Here is a 19,434-nt window from a genome sequence, read left to right as displayed (position 1 = left end):
GTACCGTGCTCGTCTGTCGGCCGCGCGCCTAGAGCGCGACCCCCAGCAGTGCGTCGACCGTACGGGAGACCACGCCGGGCGCGCCCTCGTCCGTACCGCCGCCGGCGTGCTGGAGGTCGGCCCAGCGGTCCACGGCCGCCAGGGCGGCGGGCGCGTCGAGGTCGTTCGCGAGGGCCTCGCGGACCTCTTCCACCAGGGCGTCGGCGGAGGGGCCGTCGGGGCGCGAGACGGCCGCGCGCCAGCGGTCGAGGCGGGCCACGGCCTCCCGGAGGACGGCGTCGGTCCACTCCCAGTCGGCGCGGTAGTGGTGGGAGAGGAGGGCGAGCCGGATGGCGGCCGGGTCGACGCCGTCGCGGCGCAGCGCCGAGACGAAGACCAGATTGCCCCTCGACTTCGACATCTTCTCGCCGTCGAGCGCGACCATGCCCGCGTGGACGTACGCGCGGGCGAAGGGGTGCTCGCCGGTGAGGGCCTGGGCGTGGGACGCGCCCATCTCATGGTGCGGGAAGACGAGGTCGGAGCCGCCGCCCTGGATGTCGAAGCCCATGCCGAGATGGTCCAGGGCGATGGCCACGCACTCGATGTGCCAGCCGGGTCGGCCCCGGCCGAGGCTGCCGCCCTCCCAGCTCGGCTCGCCCTCGCGGGCGGCCATCCAGAGCATCGGGTCGAGCGGGTTCTTCTTCCCCGGGCGGTCCGGGTCGCCGCCGCGCTCGGCGGAGAGCAGCCGCATGGCCTCGGCGTCGAGGTGGGAGACCTCGCCGAAGTGCGGGTCGGCCTCGACGGAGAAGTAGACGTCGCCTTCGAGTTCGTAGGCGGCCCCCGCGTCGCGCAGCCGCTCGACGAGCGGCACGATGCCGGGTATCGCCTCGACGGCTCCGATGTAGTGGCGCGGCGGGAGCATCCGCAGCGCCGTCATGTCCTCGCGGAAGAGGGCGGTCTCGCGCTCGGCGAGCTGTGTCCAGTCGTGTCCGTCGCGGATGGCGCGTTCCAGGAGCGGGTCGTCGACGTCGGTGACGTTCTGGACGTAGTGAACCTGCCGCTTGGTGTCGAGCCACACGCGCTGAACGAGGTCGAACGCGTTGTAGGTCGCCGCGTGACCGATGTGGGTCGCGTCGTACGGCGTGATGCCGCAGACATAGATACGGGCGACGGGACCGGGGGCGAGGGTCAGGAACCCACCGGTCGCGGTGTCGTGGATCCGGAGGTCGCGGCCCTTGCCAGGCAGGGCGGGGACCTCAGAAGCGGGCCAGGCATGCATTCCTTGAGCCTAACCGGACGACTGATCCGTTTACGAACCGGATCACGCCGATTGGCTGGTTGGACACCCTCGGGAGTGGCACATGTCCGCAATCGCCCTCCCGGCGGTCCGTCCGGAGCCGGACCGGGACCCGCGCCCGCGTGCGGTCAGACCGGGGGCCAGGGGATCGCGGGCCATTCGCCCGAGGGGACCGGGTGCCGTCCGGAGGTCCGCAGGGCCTCGACCCGCGCCCGGACCGCCGCCACCTCCGCCGGGGTGATCAGCGGGGCCAGCCGGGCGGCCAGCGCCCCGCCGTCCGCCAGCGCGGCGGCCAGCGTCTCCAGGGCCTCCAGCGCGTCCGGCGGCAGCGGCTCCCCCGCCCAGCCCCACAGCAGCGTCCGCAGCTTGTCGTCCACGTTGAAGGTCACCCCGTGGTCGATGGCGTAGAGCGTCCCGTCCGGCGCGGGCAGCAGATGACCGCCCTTGCGGTCGCCGTTGTTGATCACCGCGTCCAGCACCGCCAGCCGTCGCAGCCGGGTGTCGTCGGCGTGGACGAGCAGCGCCGTGCGCCCCTCCCCCACCTCGGCGAGGCCGACCGCCTTCCAGCCGTCGCCGGGCTCCTCCTCCTCGACCAGCGCCAGCAGGGACGCGTCCGGATCCGCCTCGATCCAGAGCTGGACCATGCCCCGGCCGTACGGTCCGTCCCGCAGCACGGTGGGCGGCACCAGATGCCAGCCGAGGGCCTCGGAGACCTCGTACGCCGCCACCTCGCGCTCGGCCAGCGTCCCGTCGGGGAAGTCCCACAGCGGGCGCTCCCCGGCGACGGGCTTGTAGACGCACGACGCCTCCCGGCCCTCGTGGGAGACGGAGCAGAACAGCACCGCGTTGGACGCCTCGCGGACCCGGCCGCGCACGGCCAGCTCGCCCCGGGCGAGCAGATCCAGCGAGGTCACGCTCCCCGTCGGTATCCGTTCTGGCGCGGGCATACATGTCCTTCCGGATCGAGCGGCAGGCTGCACAGCGGGCAGGGGGGACGGCCGGCGTTCACCACGTCCAGCGCGCGCTTGGCGAAGGCCCGCGCCTGGGCGCCGGTCAGCCGCACCCGGAGCATCGGGGGGCCGTTCTCCTCGTCCTGGAGCAGCCGCTCCTCGGCGTCCGCCAGCTCCTCGTCCGACTCGGCGTCCAGCTCGACCAGCGCCTGCGCCTCGACGATCATTCGCTGTTCCTCGCCGTCCCAGGCCAGCGCCATCGTGCCGACCCGGAACTCCTCCTCCACGGGGGAGTCCAGCGGCGCGGTGTCCGCGACGTCGGCGGGGGCCACGGCGGGCACCGGGGCATTGCCCCCGGTGCGGCGCACCACCTCGTCCAGCAGCTCGTCGATCCGCTCCGCGAGAGCGGCCACCTGGGTCTTCTCCAGCGCCACGCTGGTGACGCGCCCTCCGGAGGACGCCTGGAGAAAGAACGTACGGCGTCCAGGCAGCCCGACCGTACCGGCGACGAACCGGTCCGGCGGGTCGTAGAGGAACACCTGACGGGACACGCTCTCTCCCTTGAAATCTTGGGAACGACCTGTGGACGGTCATGGACTTTCGGCGCGTCCACCCTACTGCGCCGGGCGATCACGGGGCGCCCGCGCCGCCCCCCACCACCGCGTCTCCCGCGCCGGCCCGCTCCCCGCCGCCGCGCGGCGCGAGGTCGTCGAGGTCCCCGGTGTCGCCGAGACGGAGAAGAAACGGCCGGGTCCGGGTGTAACGGATCGCTGTCACGGAACACGGTTCGACATGGATCCGCTGGAAGAGATCGAGATGCATGCCGAGCGCGTCGGCGACGAGCGATTTGATGATGTCGCCGTGCGAGCACATCAGGAACACCGCGTCCTCGCCGTGCTCGGCGTCGACCCTGGCGTTCCAGTCCCGTACGGCGTCGACCGCGCGGGCCTGCATCGCGCGCAGGGACTCGCCGCCGGGGAAGGCGGCGGCCGAGGGATGCCGCTGGACGACCTCCATCAGCGGTTCGCCGGCCAGCTCCTTGAGCTTGCGGCCCGACCAGTCCCCGTAGTGGCACTCGCCGATCCGCTCGTCGGTGCGCGGCTCCAGCTCCGGCCGGGCGTCCAGCAGCGGCTGAAGCGTCTGGAGACAGCGCTCCAGCGGGCTGCTGACCGCGACGGCGATCGGCACTTCGGCGAGCCGCCGGGGCAGCGAGGCCGCCTGCGCGGCTCCGCGGTCGTCGAGACGGACGCCCGGGGTCCAGCCGGCGAGCACTCCCGCCGTGTTGGCGGTCGAACGTCCGTGGCGTACGAGGATCAGCGTGGCCATGACCACAAGCCTAGGCGGAGCCGGCCCCCGGGGTGCGCCCGGGTGGCCCGCGCGGGAGAATGCGCGCTGTGATCGTGGACTGCGCCATCTACCGTGACGGGCGTCGCACCGAGGGGCCGGGCGACCTCTCCGACGCGCTCGCCCGGGCCCGGGCGAGCGGCGACGCCTTCTTGTGGATCGGGATGCACGAGCCCACGGAGGAGGAGTTCGAGCTGGTCAGAACGGAGTTCGGGCTTCATCCGCTGGCGGTCGAGGACGCTCTGCGGGCCCATCAGCGGCCCAAGCTGGAGGTGTACGACGACTCGCTCTTCGTGGTCCTGAAGCCGGTGGTGTACGAGACGCGGAGCGACACGGTCACCACCGGCGAGCTGATGCTGTTCATCGGCGACTCCTTCGTGGTGACGGTCCGGCACGGCGAGGGCGCTCCGCTCGCCGCCGTGCGCGAACGGCTGGAGTCGGAGCCCGACGTTCTGGTGCACGGTCCGACGGCGGTGCTGTACGCGATCAGCGACGCGGTGGTGGACCACTACATCGAGGTCGCGGCGGAGCTTCAGGTGGACCTGGAGGAGATGGAGGCCGCGGTCTTCGCCCCCGGCGGCGGCTCGGGCGCGTCGGGGCCGCCGACGGCCGCGCGGATCTATGTCTTCAAACGGCAGGTGCTGGAGTTCCGGCGGGCCACGGGGCCGCTGGCGGGGCCGATGTCCCGGCTGGCGAGCGCGGGGGTGCCGTTCGTCCACGCGCGGTCGCAGCCGTTCTTCCGCGATGTCATGGACCATCTGACCCGGGCGAACGAGCAGGTGGAGGGGTTGGACCGGCTGCTGTCGGACATCCTGGCCGCTCATCTGGCACAGCAGGGCGTGCGGCAGAACGACGATATGCGCAAGATCTCGGCGTGGGCGGCGATGGCGGCCGTGCCGACGATGGTCGCGGGGATCTACGGCATGAACTTCGCGCACATGCCCGAGCTGGGGTGGGTCGGCGGCTATCCCACCGTGCTGGCGGTGATGGCGGGCGCGGTCTACGGCCTGCACCGGCTGTTCAAGCGCCGCGGCTGGCTGTAGGGCCGCGGCGCCCGAGCACGGGGGCGGAGCCGGCCGCTCAGACGGCGGGCGCGGGGACGGGCGGCCCGTCGAGCGCGCCGCGCCGCTCCGGCATGGCGAGGCCGATCATGCGGTGCCAGCCGCCGAACCTCTCGTACGCGTACACGCCCCGGACGCCCGCGGCGAGCGCGGCGGACTTGGGCGGGGACCAGTGCAGCAGCCGGCCCATGTGCGCCATCACGGCGAGGCTCACATCGCGGTAGACCTTGATCTCGGCCAGGGCGCTGTCGCGCAGCACCCGGTGGATGGTGCGGCCGTGTCCGGCGGCGGCGAGGCCGAGCAGCTCCTCGTGGCAGTAGGCGAGGTGGTTGTCCTCGTCCCGGCTGATCATCCTGATCGCCCTGCCGACCTCGGGATGGTCGCCGAAGTACCGCACGAGCATGTCCATCTGGTCGGCGGCGCGCTGCTCGGTGACCCGGCTGTGGGAGAGGTAGACGACGATGTCCTCCTCGGTGAGGGGTTCGTCGCGGCGCAGCTTCTCGTGGGCGAGGCCGATGCCGTGGCGCTCCAGCAGCATCGTGTAGTCGGTCTCCGGGGGTACGGGGAGGGGTTCGAGGCCGCGTTTGGCGAGGAGCGCGTTGAAGATCCTGCCGTGCTTGTCCTCGTCCGCCCCGTGCCGGGCGATCCTGGGCGCGAGAGCGCGCATGCTCTCGGGCACCAGGGCGGCGATCCGGCCGTTCTCCCAGCCGCCCTGGGCCTCGCCGCTGGCGGCGATGGAGCAGAAGAGCTGATAGGCCGAGTCGTCGTCGACGATTTCCTGGAACAGGCTTCGGGCCGAGAGCATGACGGGCACACCTCCTGAGCACTCCCCCAGGAAAAGCTGACACGCGATGGGGAGGTCGGGGCAACAGCTGGGGCGGGCAAACTCCGCCGAACGGTGGACGCGGGGCCGGTGCGGGGGCTTCGGGCGGGGGTACGGGGGCGGCCGGGGCGGGTGGTCGTACGCGGGCTGCCGAGGGCGCCGGGGCCGGCGGGCGGGGCCGGGCGGGGCCTTCGCCGGGCGCGCGGGCACGGCCGGACGCGCCCGGGACCGCCCGGCCGCCCGCGGGAAGCGGCCGTTACGCCGGCTGGGCCCGCTCCAGGGCCTCGGCGCCCGCGCGCAGGGCGGCGATCCGCTCCTCCAGGGTGAAGCCCGCGGGGGCGAGGGTGAGCGTGGTGACCCCGGCCGCCGCGTACGCCTGCATCCGGTCCGCGATCCGCTCCACGGAACCGAGGAGCGTGGTGGAGTCGATCAGACTGCGGGGCACGGCCGCCGCGGCGGCGTTCTTGTCGCCGGAGAGGTACTTGTCCTGGATCTCGGCGGCCTCCTTCTCGTACCCCATCCGCCGCGCGAGCTGGTTGTAGAAGTTCTGCTTCCGGCTGCCCATGCCTCCGACGTACAGCGCGGTGTACGGGCGGAACGTGTCGGCCAGCGCGTCGATGTCGTCGCCGACGGCCAGCGGCAGGGTGGGACAGACGTCGAAGCCCTCCATGGTCCTGCCGGCCTTCTCCCGGCCCGCGCGCAGATGGCTGACCGCGGTGGACTCCAGATGCTCGGCGGCGGCGAAGATCAGCAGCGCGCCGTCGGCGATCTCGCCGGTCTGCTCCAGATTCTTGGGGCCGATCGCGGCGATGTAGAGGGGGATGTGCTCGCGCGTGGGGTGGACGGTGAGCTTGAGGGGCTTGCCCGGACCGCCGGGCAGCGGGAGCGTCCAGTGGTCGCCCTCGTAGGAGAGACGTTCGCGGGTCATGGCCCGGCGGACGATCTCGACGTACTCACGGGTGCGGGCGAGCGGCTTGTCGAACTTCACCCCGTACCAGCCCTCGGAGACCTGGGGGCCCGAGACGCCGAGGCCGAGCCGGAAGCGTCCGCCGGAGAGGGAGTCGAGGGTGGCCGCGGTCATCGCGGTCATCGCGGGCTGCCGGGCCGGGATCTGGAGGATCGCCGAGCCGACGTCGATCCGCTCGGTCTGAGCGGCGACCCAGGCCAGCACGGTGGGGGCGTCGGAGCCGTACGCCTCCGCGGCCCAGCAGACGTCGTAGCCGAGCCTGTCGGCCTCCTGGGCGACCGCGAGATTGTCGCCGTCCATGCCCGCGCCCCAGTAGCCGAGGTTGATGCCGAGCCGCATAACCGCTCCCTCTTACTGATCAGTAACGTCCGTGTTCCGGGGACTCTAGCGCGCAGGGCGGCGATCCGTCAGGGGGCCCCGGCGAACGGGGTTGTCCACAGGCCCTCTCGGCGCGGGCCCCCGGCCAGTAACCTCAGCGGTCATGGAGCAGAGGCATCTCGGCCGCACCGGCCTGCGCGTGTCCCGGATCGGTCTCGGCACCCTGACCTGGGGCCGGGACACCGACGAGCACGACGCGGCGGATCAGCTCAAGGCGTTCTGGGAGGCGGGCGGGACGCTCGTCGACACCGCGGATGTGTACGGGGGCGGGGACGCGGAGTATCTGCTGGGGCGGCTGGTGGAGCGGCTGGTCCCCCGGCGCGATCTGGTGATAGCGACCAAGGCGGGCAGTGTGCCCGATCCCGAACGGCGCTTCGACGGCTCCCGGGGCCATCTGCTCACCTCGCTGGACCACTCGCTGGCCCGGCTGGGGACGGACTATGTCGATCTGTGGCAGGTGCACGCCTTTGATCCGCTGACCCCGCTGGACGAGACCCTCCAGGCCCTCGACATCGCGGTGAGCAGCGGCCGGGCGAGGTACGCGGGAGTGTCCAACTTCTGCGGCTGGCAGCTGGCCAAGGCGGCGACCTGGCAGCTCGCCGCCCCGGGGGTGCGGACGCGGCTGGCCAGCACCCAGATGGAGTATTCGCTGCTGCAGCGCGGGGTGGAGCGGGAGGTGCTGCCGGCCGCGCTGGACCTGGGCATCGGGATGCTGCCGTCCTCGCCGCTGGGCCGGGGCGTGCTCACCGGGAAGTACCGGCACGGGATGCCGTCCGGGTCCCGGGGCGCGTCCGCGATGCTGGGTCCCTTCGTCGAGCCGTATCTCGACGAGATGGCGGACAGCATCGTGGACGCGGTGCTCACAGCCGCCGACGGGCTGGCGACGACCGCGCTGCACGTGGCCCTGGCGTGGGTGCGGGACCGGCCCGGGGTGGTCGCCCCGATCGTCGGCGCGCGCAACGCGCAGCAGCTGACGGCCGCGCTGTCAGTGGAGGCGCTTACGCTTCCAGACGAGATCTGCCGGGCGCTGGACGATGTGTCGGCGCCCGTGCACCGCTATCCCGATCAGGACTGGAGCACGCTGTGACCGCGTCTTCCCGGGGGCCGAACCCCGAACCGCCGGCCGCCGCCGACCGCGCGCCCGAGAGCGCCGAGAGCGCGCCGCCGGGCCCCGAGGATCCGCCGGGGTCCGAGGAGGGGCCGGAGGCGGAGGCCGCGCCGGAGACCGGATCCGTGGAGGAGACCGGGCCGGGGGCGTCCGAGGCGTCGGCGGCGGTCGAGTCCGCTGTGTCTGCCGTGTCCCCCGAGTCCGCCGAGGGCGGTGCACCGGGAGACGAGGCGGACGGGGCCGACGAGCCCGGTGAGGACGGCTCGGACAGCGCTCCCGAGGGCGTGTCGGACCCGGCCGAGGACGCCTCCCCCGCCGAGGAGGCGGACGGCGGCGGCACGGGCTCCGGTGCGACGGACCCGGCCGAGGCGGCGGACACGGCCGACGCGGCGGACACCGCGGACACCGCGGACACGGCTGACGTAGCGGACACAGCGGAGAGCGCGGGCGCGGCCGACGCCGGGGAGTTGAGCGAGGCGGCGGCGGAGATCGCCGCGCAGCGCGAGCTTCAGGCCCGGATCGAGCGGCGGAAGGCCGAGAAGGACGGGCCCGTCGAGAGCGGGGCCAAGCTGAGCGGCAAGGCCGCCGATCTGCTCGCGGCGGTCCGGGCGGTGGAGAGCGGACAGAAGCCCGGCAAGGTCTTCTTCGACGCCCCCGCGCCCGCCCCGGAGCGGCCCGCGCCCTCGGCGGCCGCGCCGTCCCCGGAGGCCGTCCCCCGGCCCCGGGAGCGCCGGGCCGAGCAGAGCGGGGGCGCGCCGGAGACCGTCGCGGCCGTACGGGGGGTGCTCGCCGAGGGCGGTGCGCCCGAGTCGCTCGCGGCCGGGGCTGCCCAGGCTCTCGGCGCCCAGGCCGCCGACGCCCTGCGCGAGGATCCGTGGCGGCTGCTGTCCGTGCCGGGGGTGCGGCCCGAGCAGGCCGACGGCTTCGCCCGGGCACTGCTCGGCGACGCCTGCGGTCCGGGTGACGAGCGGCGGGCGGCGGCCCTGATCGTCTGGCGGCTGGAGGGCGCGGCCCTGCGGGGACACACCGCGCTGGAGTCGTCGGCCGTGCGCGCGGCGCTGGCCGAGCGGTCGGTGCCCGACCCGGACGGCGCCCTGGAGCGGGCGATCGCCGAAGGGGCCGTGCTGGTGTTCCAGGACGGCGCCGAGGATCTCGCCGAGGGCGACCCCGAACACCCCGAGAGCTCCGGCGACCCCGGCCGCCCCGACGGCGGTCCGGAGGGCGTGGACGGCTCGGGGGACGGGAGCGCGGAGGCGGCGGTCGCCGAATCGCCCGCCGGTCCGGTGCTGCTGGGGCTCGACCGGTACGCCATGGCGGAGGAGAGCCTGGCGGACGGTCTGGCCCGGCTCGCCCGGTCCGGTCCCGACGCCCGCTGGGAGGCCGCCGAGCCCACCGAGCTGGTCCGCGCGGTCGCCGTGAGCGGTCTGGCGGTCCACACCGGCGGTGAGGCGGCGCGGGCCGAGCCCGTGGCGCTGGCCTCGGCCGCCGAGGCGCTCGGGCTGCGCGCGGTGGTCGCGGTCCACAGCGAGCGCGCCCGGCCGGCCGTCGGTCCGGCGGCGGTCACGGCGGCCGGGCTGCTGTCCGGCGCGGAGGGTCCCGGCCGGGACGGCGACGGCGCGCTCGCCCTCGATCTCCTGGTGGTGCTGGACGCGCCGCTGCTCGACGTCGAGAGCGCCGCGATGCTGGTGGAGTCGCTGCCGGACGGCGCCCGGCTGGTGCTCAGCGGCGACCCGGGGCAGCTGGGCGCGGCGGGGGCGGGCCGGGTCTTCGGCGATCTGCTGGCGGCCCGGGTCTGCCCGCAGATCGTCTCCCGGATCCCGGACCCCGGACCGCTCGGCGAGCTGGTCTCGGGCATCGGCGCCGGCGAGCTGCTCCAGGTGGCCGCTCCGGGGAAGGAGATCGTCATCGTGCCCGTGCGCGACGCGGGCGAGGCCGTGCACCGTACGGTGCAGCTCGTCGCCGACTCGGTCCCCCGGGCGATCGGGGTGCCCGCCGAGCAGACTCAGGTGATCACCGTGGGCCATGGCGGGGCCGCGGGGACGCGTGCGCTCAACGCGGCGCTGAAGCAGCGGCTGAACCCGGGACCCGGCAGGTTCGGCGGCTTCGACCCGGGCGACCGGGTCGCGTACGCGCAGGCCCCGGGCCGCACCCGGCCCGGCACGGTCGTGTCGGCGGACGCGGAGGGGCTGCGGATCGACTGCGAGGGCGCGCCGGTGACCGTGCCGAAGGAGCGGGTCGCCTCGGCGCTGCGGCACGGCTGGGCGCTGACGGCGCACCAGGCCGCCGGGATGCGCTGGCCCGCGGCGGTCGTGGTGCTGCCGGGGGACGCCGTGCCGGGGCTGAGCCGTCCGTGGGTGTACACGGCGTTCGGCCGCGGTGAGCGCCATCTGTCCGTGGTGCACGGGGTCGACCAGGCCCTGCCGCGCGCGGTGGCGGAGATCCCGGCCCCGGAGCGTACGACCAGGCTGCGGCCGCTGCTCGAAGGGCTGCTCGCCGCCCCCGTATGACGCGTCCCGCCGTACGGCGTCGCCGCGCCGGACGGGCGGCGCAGGCGGCCGTCTTCCGGACCACGACCGGTCGTGGTCCGGAGGACGGGCCCGGAGCCGCGGCGCTCCGAGGCTCCGGGGAGCGGGAGCGGGAGCGGGTCCCGGCGGGCCGGTCAGCGCCCCGCGTCGTCGAGGTCGTCCAGATCCTCGCCCAGCTCGTCCTCGTCGAAGACGGAGCTGACGTCGAAGCGGATCACGACCCGCTGCGGGTCGGCGGCCTCGAAGGGGACGCTGAGCCATTCGCCCGGCTCGGCGAGTTCGTCCACGGCCGAGACCCAGAGCGTGGAGTCGCCCTCCTCCAGACCGAACTCTTTGTGCCGGGAGGCGATCTCGTCGGGTTCGTACTCCCCGAAGACCAGCCCGAGCGCCGCGTGGACGCTGGTGCCGGCGGCGCGGGAGCGCTCGGGGGCGGCCTCGTCGGGATCGAGGTCGGCGATGCGCCGTGCCTGGGAGAGCAGCCGTCCCGGCTCCACCACCGCGTAGTCGCGCCGGATCAGCACGCTGAGGGCGTTGGGCTCCTCGGGGCCCGCGTACGCCGGAAGGGGCTCGTCGGCGGCCGGGATCTCGAAGGGGGTGACCTCGTCGTAGCGGTCGTAGAGGCGCTCGTCGTACGCCTCAGCCGCGACGGCCAGGGCGTTGAAGGCGTCGTAGACGGCCGGGTCGTCCTCTCCTGTGCGGTTCTCGACCGCCACGAGGTGGCGGTCCAGTGCGGCTTTGACCGCCTCGGCGGCGGCACGTACCTCGTCAGCGGTGGGCGGCGCGGCATCAGACATAGTGCAGACGCTATCCGTACCGGGCCGGTGCCCGCACAATAGATGCGATGCCGGAATACGAATTTGTCGATGTGTATGTGCCGCGCGGGGTCTCCCGCAAGGAGGCAACGCGTCTGCTGACCGACCACGCCGAGTACGGACACTGGGAGTTGGACCGACTGAGTCTGCGCAGGGACGGCAGCCGCAGGGTGCGGCTGCGGCGCCGGATCATCCGCCAGGTGCGCGCCACCTGGTGAGCAGCACGGAGTGGGCCCCGCCGTGGCGGGACCCACTCCGAAGGGTCGACCGGGCGCTCAGGCGCGCACGCGGGCACGGCGGTACAGCACCGCTCCCGCGAGCATCATCCCCGCGCCGACCGGGATGATCAGACCGAGCGAGTCGGCGCCGGTCTGGGCGAGCTGCTGCTCGCCCTTCGGCTGCTCGGCGATCTGGGCCCGGGAGCTGTTCGCCTTGTGGGCGTTGGTGGTCGTACGCCCGTGGGTCCCGGGGTCGCCGGGGGTGCTCGGGCGGGTGGTGGGCGGTTCGGGGGTGACCGGAGTCGGTTCGCCCGGCTTGGTGGGCGGGGCGGGAGGGGCGGGCTCCCCCGGCTGCGCGGGCTCGCCGGGCGGGGTCGGCGTGGAGGCGTTGGCGCAGTCGTTGCCGAATGTGGGGTTCAGCAGACCGCCGAGGGTGACGCTGTTGCCGCAGGCGTTCACGGGCACGTCGACGGGGGCCTGGACGTTGTTGCCCGAGCCGACGCCGGGAGAGTGGTGGGCCCCGCCGTTCGCCTGCGAGCCGCCGCCGGTCTGGGCGCCGGTCTGGGGTCCGGACGGGGAGCCGCCCGGCTGCGGGCCCGCGGTGTCGCCGCCGCCCGTCTGGGCGCCGCCCGGCGAGCCGCCGCCGGAGACATTGGCGCAGCTGTTGCCGAATGTGGGGTTGAGCAGCGCGACCGCGTTGACGGAGTTGCCGCACACATTGACGGGCACGCTGACGGGGACCTGGACCGAGTTGCCGGACGCGACGCCCGGCGAGTGGGACGCGCCTCCGGTCGCCTCGGCGCCGGCGTGGGCGTAACCGCCGCCCAGCGCGATCGCGCCGCCCGCCGCCGCCATGGTGATCAGGCCCTTGCGAGTGACCTGTCGCATAGGTAGCTTCCTTGCCTTTTTTCTTCGGACGTACCTCCGGGCGCCGTGCCCGGGAGCGGAAAGCCGGGCGGTCCCGGAGTGCGTGTGCACGCGCTCACGGGACCGCCCGGGTTCAAACCCAAACCCCGATGGGTCGAGTCACCACATCAAGAGTTGACGCAAGTGTTGCCGAAGGCGGGGTTCAGCAGCCCGACCACGTTGATCGTGTTGCCACACACGTTCACCGGCACGTGAACGGGCACCTGGACGGCGTTGCCGGAGATCACACCGGGGGAACCGACAGCGGCGCCCTGGGCGCCGGCGTCGGCCATGGCCACACCCGCACCGGCGAGCATGAGGCCACCCGTGGCAGCCGCAGCGGCGACGACCTTCTTGATCATTATTCCTCCTCGTTGGCAAAGCGATCCCAGCCGCGGACCGCATCACCTGTAACGAGGAGGAGGGAGCGGGGCTACGAGCCAGATGTACCTTTCACTCTTCTCAGTTGTTTACGCACGGATTGACGATTATTGGAGTGTCTTTTCGGCGGGCCCGCCGGGAGGTCACCCGATCCGGTCTCAGGACTGGTCGATGAACCGGTCAAGCACGCGTACGCCGAACTTCAGACCGTCGACCGGGACCCGCTCGTCCACGCCGTGGAACATCCCGGCGAAGTCCAGCTCCGGGGGGAGCTTCAGCGGCGCGAAGCCGAAGCAGCGGATTCCGAGGTCGTCGAAGGACTTGGCGTCGGTGCCGCCGGAGAGCATGTACGGGACGGCCCGGGCGATGGGGTCCTCGGCGCGCAGCGCGGTCTGCATCGCGTCCACCAGATCGCCGTCGAAGCTGGTCTCCAGCGCCTTGTCGCCGTGGACGTCCTCGCGGCGCACCCGGGGGCCGAGCAGCCGGTCGAGATCGGCGAGGAACTCCTCCTCGTACCCCGGGAGGAAGCGGCCGTCGACATGGGCGGTCGCCTGGCCGGGGATGACATTGACCTTGTAGCCGGCGCCGAGCATGGTCGGGGCGGCCGAGTTGCGCAGGGTCGCGCCGATCATCTTGGCGATCCCGCCGAGCTTGGCGAGGGTGGCGTCCATGTCCTCCGGGTCGAGCGGGGTGCCCAGCGCGTCGGACAGCTCGTCGAGGAAGGACCGTACGGTCTTGGTCATCCGCACCGGCCAGGTGTGGCGGCCGAGCCGGCCGACGGCCTCGCACAGCTCGGTGATGGCGTTGTCGTCGTTGGTCATCGACCCGTGGCCGGCGGTGCCGTCCACGGTGAGCCGCATCCAGTGCATGCCCTTCTGCGCGGTCTCGACCAGATAGAGCCGGAGATTCTCGTTGACGGTGAAGGAGAAGCCGCCGACCTCGCCGACGGCCTCGGTGACGCCCTCGAAGAGGTCCGGGTGCTTGTCGACGAGATACCGCGCGCCGTAGGTGCCGCCGGCCTCCTCGTCGGCGAGGAAGGCGAGCACGATGTCGCGCGGGGGCTTGCGGCCGGAGCGCAGCCGGTCCCGGACGACGGCGAGCGTCATCGCGTCCATGTCCTTCATGTCCACCGCGCCCCGGCCCCAGACGCAGCCGTCGGCGATCTCGCCGGAGAAGGGGTGGTGGGTCCAGTCGTCGGCGTTCGCCGGTACGACGTCGGTGTGGCCGTGGATGAGCAGCGCGGGCCTGCTCGGGTCCTCGCCCTCGATCCGGGCGACGGTGGAGGCGCGTCCCTTGTGGGACTCGATGATCTTCGGTTCGAGGCCCACCTCGGCGAGCTTCTCGGCGATGTACTCCGCCGCGCCGCGCTCCCCCGGGCCGGAGTGGTCGCCGTAGTTGCTGGTGTCGATCCGGATCAGCTCGCGGCAGAGGTCGACGACCTCGTCCTCGCCCGAGACGGTACGGGCCCCATTCGACTCGCTCACGCTGATTCCTCCCGCTGTCGCTGCTGGTGGTTCCCGCCCATCCTCCCGCGCGGGGGCCCGGACCCCAAGGCCGACCGCCCCGGCGGCCGGGGGCGGGGGCCGGGGGCGTGATCTGGCCCCTCGAATGTTTGCTATGGTTTTCCACGTCGCAACGGCCACGGGCCAGGCGGCAGACACCTTGTCCGGGTGGCGGAATGGCAGACGCGCTAGCTTGAGGTGCTAGTGCCCTTTATCGGGCGTGGGGGTTCAAGTCCCCCCTCGGACACCAGCTGAAACCCCAGGTCACCTGGGGTTTTTTGCTTTTCTGGGCGACGACGGGACCGACCGTGCGCCCGACGGCCCGGCGGCCCGGCGAGTCCCGGGGCTGACCGGGGCTGACCGGGGCTGACCGGGGCTGACCGGCCGAGCCGACCCGCACCGGAGGCGGCGGGCCTCCGTGCTCCGTCCCCGTGCCGCCGCCTCGACTACATCAAGGGGCAGACCAGTTCCGGACCGGAGCGGTTCGGGGAGCACGTGACGAGGGCGACCGCGTGGAAGACGGTCCCGTTGAGGTAGTGCCCCAGGGACACGTCCCCGCCCCAGGTCAGCCGTTCCACGGCAGCCCCGACCAGAAGGGCCGGTCGAGCCGCCTCCCGGTCCGCCTCCGACGCGAAGCGGGGTGCGAACTCCGCCAGCCGGAGGCCGAGCCATTCCCCGGCCTCCTTCGGCTCCTCCCATGTGCCGCGCACCATCGCGGCCGGTTTCATCAGCCAGTGAGCCGTCTGCATCGGAGGGACGCCCGTCGCCGGGAAGTCGGCCACCGCGTTGCGGTAGCGCTCCCTCAGCGCCGCGTCGATCCCCTCGGGCGGGGCGTGCTCCGGCGGCGGTCGCCGGACGCTCTCGTCGTCGAACGTCTTCTTCTCTCCGACCCACGCGTAACCGTGGTAGTGCACTGCCGCTCCGTTTCGGGGAATGGCGACGGCCCCGCCCGTCGGCGTGCGGGCGGGGCCGTCGGTCGGACGGTGCTCGGGGATCAGGCGGAGAGGTCGAACCGCGCCGGGTCGATGCCCGCCGCGTCCAACTCCGCCGTGGTGAACCGCAGCGGCTCGGCGTCCGGGCGCTTGCTGTCGCCCACGGCCCACGCGTCCGGGCCGATCCTGGCGAGCGTGACGCACGCTTCGCCGTCCGGGTGCGTGTTGCCGCCGCAGGCCTTCGAGAACTCGGCTCCCCCGATGGGAAGCCCGTACAGGTCGGTCATCGTCGTGCCTTCCTGGTCTGTCCGACGGCCCCGGGCGGGGCCGTCTCCCGCCCGCCGCGGACGGAAGTCCTGGAAATCGGGACGCCCCGGCCGTCCCGGGTCCGGAGCGATGCCCTCGGCGCCCAGGGCGAGGACAGGGATCACGTCACGGAGGACGCGGACTCGTCCCGAGCCGTCCTCGACCCGCTCGCCGACGTCCTTCCCGACGGTGGCCATCAGTGCCCCTCCGGGTGCCGCCGCAGGAAGACGTCGCAGTCGGTGACGGTGGTCATGTCGCCGCCCGCCCGGGCCCGATCGCGCACGCTCGCCAGCTCCGCGCAGCCTGCGCAGCCCTCCACGGGGACGGGCTCCCGCGTCATCCTCAGCGGCAGCTCCACCGGTGCCGCCGACCACCGCGTTGGTTCAGTCATGACGCCGCACCCTCCCGATTGCTTCCGAGGTCGATGGAACGACCCTAGGAAGTGGCGGATCCACGCGGCTATGTTCTTGCACCAGCTTGCATGCGAACTAGCCGAGAGATGTGATGGCTTCCGAGATCAGGGCCCGAGCAGCGGCACCGTGAACCGCGATCTTGGACAGCTCGGAGAACGCTTTCGCGTAGGTGGCGACCTCGCTGGGGGCTGTCACGTTCACGGCGGCCGTGAGCAGTTCGACGCTCGCCTGACGGCTGTCGAACATGTAGAACGCTTCCAATGGCCAGACGCGGCGCCGAGCCGAGAAGGGGATGACCCCCAGGCTTACATTCGGCAAGGCCATGACAGCCAGGAGATAGCCGAGCTGCCCGGCCATGGCGGCCTCGTCCCCGATGCGGTAGCGGAGCACCGTTTCTTCCAGGAGCAACGCGAACCGGCGGTCGCCCTCGTGCAGAACGCGAGAGCGCTCGATCCGGGATGCGGCCGCCGTCGCCGCGTCGTCCGGGGTTCCCTGGAACGCCGCGATCGTGGAGAGCAGAGCCGTCGCGTACGCCTCGGTCTGGAGCATCCCGGGCACCACGTTCGAGCAGTACACGCGGAAGTGACGCGTTCGCTCGTACAGGGGGACGACTTCCTCCTGGGCCCGGCGCATCCCGTGCCGGTGGAGCTTCTGCCAGTGCACGTACATCTGATCGGCCTGCCGGTTCGCCGCGATCAGATCGTCCGATTGCTCCTCGGCTCCGCAGGCCTTGCACCACGCACGGATGTCGGCGTCGGACGCGGGCGTTCTGGCCCGCTCGATGCGTGAGGACTTGGCCGGACTCCATCCACAGCGAAGGGCCAGCTCATGCCCGGTCAGCTCCGCCTCTCTGCGCAGGCCGCCGAGACGGGCCGCGATGGCTTCACGGGCAGCCTGGGCACTGGACGAGGAGGATGCAGACATGAGTTGGCTCTTCGTGATTCGTCAGATCAGACCGAGTACTTCTCGTGCGGGACACCGCGGTCCCACACCTCCTCGAAGGCGGCCGAGGCGAGTGCGGCCACGGCCGGTTCGGAGCGGACCTCCCAACCGGGCTCCGACCAGCTCCCGTCCCCGGCGAAGTGGTTGAAGAGCACGATCTCTCCGTCGAAGACCCAGCAGTCGTTTCCCGGGAGCGAGATGTCCGAGGCCCGGCGCCTGGGGAGCCAGCGGACCTGTTCCCCGGCGTAAAGATTCACTCCGGTGCCGGCATGCTCGTACCGGATGTACTCCGTGACGGGCTCGGACACCACGCGCGCACGGCGGACGATGACGCCTCGCGCCACGGTGTCGCGCATCAGATCGACCCAGGGCGCCCAGTAGCCGGAGGCCGGGTCGACGTCTCGCTGCCCGGTGCGCCGCCAGTTCTCGAAGTCCGCGGCCTCGTCACCCACGCCGTAGGAATCGCGCATCTCCAGGTGCACGGCGGAGTGCCGGGCGGCTGCCAGCAGCTCGTCAAAGCCCGGTTCCTTCTGCGACATCGCACGCCTTCCTCAGCATCGGCACCATGCGGGCCGGAATCCGGATCACCGCCTCGTGGGGTGGAATGCCCGGAGCATGGCCGGGGATCTCGAACGCGGCGCACTCCGCCGCCAGCTTCTCGCCCGGCTTCCAGCCTTGGAGCACCAGCTCCCTCTTCGTCTCGTCCACCCACACGGTGGGTGAGCCCTGCTGCCCGGTGTCTGGATCAATCCCGATGAACCGTAGTGCCATGACTGCCTCCGGTGTCGACGGACTTACGCCAGCTTGCACGAGCTTCGTTGTGGCAGCAGGCGAGCGTCAAGACCTGCGGTGGTGTGGCAGACCTCTGAGGGGCGCTTCTCAGCCAGGGGAGAGGGCTCGGTCTCGCAGGGGCTTGCGAAGGCGCGAACCGGGCCCATGGGGGCGCTCTCCCCGGTCGGAGGGCATGCGGGCCCGCGCCCGGGTGGAGGGTCACCCGGAGGCCTTCCGCCTTCTGAGCAGGGTCAGGGCGCCGGCGCCGAGGACGGTCATCAGGATCGCGCCGGCCGTGCCGACGGTGTTGAGGCCGGCGGTGAAGGCTTCCCGGGCGAGGTGGAGGAGTTCGTCGGCCGCCTCGTCGGGGAGACGTTCCGCGGCGGCGTGGGCGTCGGAGAGGCTCTCGCCGGCCGGGGAGCCGGGGGCCGCGGCGGTGCGGGCGCCGTAGACGGCGGCGACGACGCTGCCCGCGAGGGCCACCCCGAGGCCGATGCCCAGCTCGCCCCCGGTCTCGGAGAGGGCCGCGGCGGAGCCGGCCTTCTCCTTCGGGGCCGCCGCGACCACCAGATCGGTGGTGAGGACGGGGATCGGGGTGATCCCGGCCAGCGCGATCGCGGTGCCGGTCAGCAGCACGGGCAGGCTCCCGGTGCTCTCGACCCGGGCGACGAGGACGAACCCCGCGACGGAGAGCAACGCACCGCCCGCGATCACCGACACCGGCCGGACGTACCGGGCGAGGACCGGGGCCAGCAGCGAGCCGACGGCGCCGGCGAGGATGACCGGGACCGTCCACAGACCGGCCTCCGACGGCGAGAGGCCGACCACCAGCTGGAGGTACTGGGGCAGCAGATACTCCAGCGCGTTGATCGCGACGAGTCCGAACAGCAGCAGGCCGAGCGCCGCCGAGAACGCGCGGTCGCGGAAGAGGCCCAGGTCGAGCAGGGGGTGCGGGATCCGCCGCTGCCTGCGGACGAAGGCCCGGCCCGCCAGGAGTCCGGCGGCGGCGGAGGCGAGGACGACCGGGCCCGGGCCGTCGGTCGCCAACTGCTTCACGGCGTACACCGCCGGGAGCAGGGCGGCCAGCGAGAGGGCGATGCTCGGCAGATCGGGCGCGCCCGGCGCGGGGTCGCGGTACTCGGGCAGCGTCACGGGCGCGAGCAGGACCAGCAGGGCCATCACGGGCACCCCGAGCAGAAAGACCGAGCCCCACCAGAAGTGCTCCAGCATCACACCGCCGACGAGAGGGCCCGCGGCGACGCCGAGCATCATCGTGGTCATCCAGACGGCGATGGCGAAACCGCGCTGCCGGGCGTCGGTGAACATGCTGCCGATGAGGGCGAGCGTGGAGGGCATCAGGGTGGCTCCGGCGACGCCGAGCAGGGCGCGGGCGGCGATCAGCGTCCCGGCGCTGGGGGCGTAGGCGGTGAGCACCGAGGCGACGGCGAACGCCGCGCCGCCGACGATGAGCAGTCTGCGGCGGCCGAAGCGGTCGCCGACCGTGCCCATGGTGACGAGGAACCCGGCGATGAGGAACCCGTAGATGTCCATGATCCAGAGGGACTGGGCGGCGCTGGGGCGCAGATCGGCCTCCAGATGCGGCGCGGCGAGGAAGAGCACGCTGACGTCCAGCGCCAGGACGAGCACGGGCAGGGTGAGCACCGCCAGCCCTGCCCACTCCCGTGGACCGGCACGGCCGGGGCGGGCGGGTGCGGCGGTGGGCGATTGCGGCGGCATGAAGGTTCCTCCTCGGCGGGGTGCGATGCCCTCAGCCTGCGGAACGGGTGTTCTGGAAGTGTTCCGGTACGGATCCGGGGGC

General features: G+C 73.0%; 21 protein-coding genes and 1 tRNA gene. 5 read left to right on the top strand and 17 right to left on the bottom strand.

Features of this window, described 5'->3' with window-relative positions; translation table 11 throughout:
• Nucleotides 1-28 precede the first annotated feature (28 nt).
• From mshC to ACF089_RS02880, 4 genes are all read right to left on the bottom strand, one after another.
• Nucleotides 29-1,258 (bottom strand): cysteine--1-D-myo-inosityl 2-amino-2-deoxy-alpha-D-glucopyranoside ligase, encoded by a 1,230-nt coding sequence (gene mshC, locus ACF089_RS02895; RefSeq protein ID WP_392020894.1) that lies wholly within the window; start codon nt 1,256-1,258, stop codon nt 29-31.
• A 146-nt stretch (nt 1,259-1,404) separates the two neighbouring features.
• Nucleotides 1,405-2,223, bottom strand: coding sequence for an SCO1664 family protein (locus ACF089_RS02890; RefSeq protein WP_392020891.1), 819 nt, complete (start codon nt 2,221-2,223; stop codon nt 1,405-1,407).
• Complete coding sequence (locus ACF089_RS02885; RefSeq protein WP_392020889.1) at nt 2,187-2,777, bottom strand: DUF3090 domain-containing protein; 591 nt, start codon at nt 2,775-2,777, stop codon at nt 2,187-2,189. The genes ACF089_RS02890 and ACF089_RS02885 overlap by 37 nt, the downstream gene beginning before the upstream one ends.
• 79 nt (nt 2,778-2,856) lie before the next feature.
• Nucleotides 2,857-3,552, bottom strand: a complete 696-nt coding sequence (locus tag ACF089_RS02880) for a histidine phosphatase family protein (protein ID WP_392020887.1) — start codon at nt 3,550-3,552, stop codon at nt 2,857-2,859.
• Between the two features lie 59 nt (nt 3,553-3,611).
• On the opposite strand from ACF089_RS02880, the gene ACF089_RS02875 reads away from it, so the two are divergent.
• On the top strand, nt 3,612-4,613 hold the full coding sequence (locus ACF089_RS02875) for a magnesium and cobalt transport protein CorA (protein ID WP_392020884.1): 1,002 nt from the start codon (nt 3,612-3,614) through the stop codon (nt 4,611-4,613).
• Nucleotides 4,614-4,650: 37 nt separating this feature from the next.
• On the opposite strand, the gene ACF089_RS02870 is transcribed toward ACF089_RS02875, so the two are convergent.
• Entirely contained in the window at nt 4,651-5,436 is a 786-nt protein-coding gene (locus ACF089_RS02870; RefSeq protein WP_392020881.1) for a ferritin-like domain-containing protein, read from the bottom strand.
• A gap of 274 nt (nt 5,437-5,710) precedes the next feature.
• Nucleotides 5,711-6,760 (bottom strand): LLM class F420-dependent oxidoreductase, encoded by a 1,050-nt coding sequence (locus ACF089_RS02865; RefSeq protein ID WP_392020879.1) that lies wholly within the window; start codon nt 6,758-6,760, stop codon nt 5,711-5,713.
• 142 nt (nt 6,761-6,902) lie between these two features.
• Here ACF089_RS02865 and ACF089_RS02860 point away from each other — a divergent pair, with 142 nt between their 5' ends.
• Together ACF089_RS02860 and ACF089_RS02855 are read left to right on the top strand one after the other, a co-directional pair.
• Nucleotides 6,903-7,886, top strand: coding sequence for an aldo/keto reductase (locus ACF089_RS02860; protein ID WP_392020877.1), 984 nt, complete (start codon nt 6,903-6,905; stop codon nt 7,884-7,886).
• Complete coding sequence (locus ACF089_RS02855; RefSeq protein WP_392020875.1) at nt 7,883-10,414, top strand: helix-hairpin-helix domain-containing protein; 2,532 nt, start codon at nt 7,883-7,885, stop codon at nt 10,412-10,414. The genes ACF089_RS02860 and ACF089_RS02855 overlap by 4 nt, the downstream gene beginning before the upstream one ends.
• 152 nt (nt 10,415-10,566) lie before the next feature.
• Here the strand turns inward: ACF089_RS02855 and ACF089_RS02850 are convergent, their stop codons facing one another.
• On the bottom strand, nt 10,567-11,226 hold the full coding sequence (locus ACF089_RS02850; protein WP_392020872.1) for a hypothetical protein: 660 nt from the start codon (nt 11,224-11,226) through the stop codon (nt 10,567-10,569).
• 47 nt (nt 11,227-11,273) lie between these two features.
• On the opposite strand from ACF089_RS02850, the gene ACF089_RS02845 reads away from it, so the two are divergent.
• Nucleotides 11,274-11,462, top strand: a complete 189-nt coding sequence (locus ACF089_RS02845) for a DUF5703 family protein (protein WP_018535088.1) — start codon at nt 11,274-11,276, stop codon at nt 11,460-11,462.
• Between the two features lie 57 nt (nt 11,463-11,519).
• Here the strand turns inward: ACF089_RS02845 and ACF089_RS02840 are convergent, their stop codons facing one another.
• From ACF089_RS02840 to ACF089_RS02830, 3 genes are all read right to left on the bottom strand, one after another.
• Entirely contained in the window at nt 11,520-12,350 is an 831-nt protein-coding gene (locus ACF089_RS02840; protein ID WP_392020868.1) for a chaplin family protein, read from the bottom strand.
• Between the two features lie 146 nt (nt 12,351-12,496).
• Complete coding sequence (locus ACF089_RS02835; RefSeq protein ID WP_392020866.1) at nt 12,497-12,730, bottom strand: chaplin; 234 nt, start codon at nt 12,728-12,730, stop codon at nt 12,497-12,499.
• Nucleotides 12,731-12,907: 177 nt separating this feature from the next.
• Nucleotides 12,908-14,233: a M20/M25/M40 family metallo-hydrolase gene (locus ACF089_RS02830; protein ID WP_392020863.1), complete on the bottom strand. Its 1,326-nt coding sequence runs from the start codon at nt 14,231-14,233 to the stop codon at nt 12,908-12,910.
• 180 nt (nt 14,234-14,413) lie between these two features.
• Between ACF089_RS02830 and ACF089_RS02825 the strand changes: the two genes are divergently transcribed.
• Nucleotides 14,414-14,501: transfer RNA gene (locus ACF089_RS02825), tRNA-Leu, on the top strand.
• A gap of 196 nt (nt 14,502-14,697) precedes the next feature.
• Here the strand turns inward: ACF089_RS02825 and ACF089_RS02820 are convergent.
• The 7 genes from ACF089_RS02820 to ACF089_RS02790 all read right to left on the bottom strand — a co-directional run bounded on the left by ACF089_RS02820 (nt 14,698) and on the right by ACF089_RS02790 (nt 19,352).
• Entirely contained in the window at nt 14,698-15,165 is a 468-nt protein-coding gene (locus tag ACF089_RS02820; RefSeq protein ID WP_392020861.1) for a hypothetical protein, read from the bottom strand.
• Between the two features lie 80 nt (nt 15,166-15,245).
• Nucleotides 15,246-15,470: a DUF397 domain-containing protein gene (locus tag ACF089_RS02815; protein ID WP_392021598.1), complete on the bottom strand. Its 225-nt coding sequence runs from the start codon at nt 15,468-15,470 to the stop codon at nt 15,246-15,248.
• 215 nt (nt 15,471-15,685) lie between these two features.
• Nucleotides 15,686-15,880, bottom strand: coding sequence for a hypothetical protein (locus tag ACF089_RS02810; RefSeq protein WP_392020859.1), 195 nt, complete (start codon nt 15,878-15,880; stop codon nt 15,686-15,688).
• 97 nt (nt 15,881-15,977) lie between these two features.
• Nucleotides 15,978-16,826 carry a helix-turn-helix domain-containing protein gene (locus ACF089_RS02805; RefSeq protein WP_392020857.1) on the bottom strand — a complete coding sequence of 283 codons (849 nt, stop codon included), beginning with the start codon at nt 16,824-16,826 and terminating at the stop codon, nt 15,978-15,980.
• Nucleotides 16,827-16,852: 26 nt separating this feature from the next.
• A complete protein-coding gene (locus tag ACF089_RS02800; RefSeq protein WP_392020854.1) occupies nt 16,853-17,383 on the bottom strand; it encodes a DUF6879 family protein in 531 nt (176 codons plus the stop codon).
• A complete protein-coding gene (locus ACF089_RS02795; RefSeq protein ID WP_392020852.1) occupies nt 17,358-17,615 on the bottom strand; it encodes a hypothetical protein in 258 nt (85 codons plus the stop codon). Before ACF089_RS02795 ends, ACF089_RS02800 begins: the two co-directional genes overlap by 26 nt.
• A 219-nt stretch (nt 17,616-17,834) precedes the next feature.
• Nucleotides 17,835-19,352 carry an MFS transporter gene (locus ACF089_RS02790; protein WP_392020850.1) on the bottom strand — a complete coding sequence of 506 codons (1,518 nt, stop codon included), beginning with the start codon at nt 19,350-19,352 and terminating at the stop codon, nt 17,835-17,837.
• Nucleotides 19,353-19,434: the final 82 nt, after the last annotated feature.

The organism is Streptomyces sp. NPDC014894 (assembly GCF_043080985.1).
GTDB lineage: Bacteria > Actinomycetota > Actinomycetes > Streptomycetales > Streptomycetaceae > Streptomyces.
This window is presented reverse-complemented; position numbering and strand designations above follow the sequence as displayed.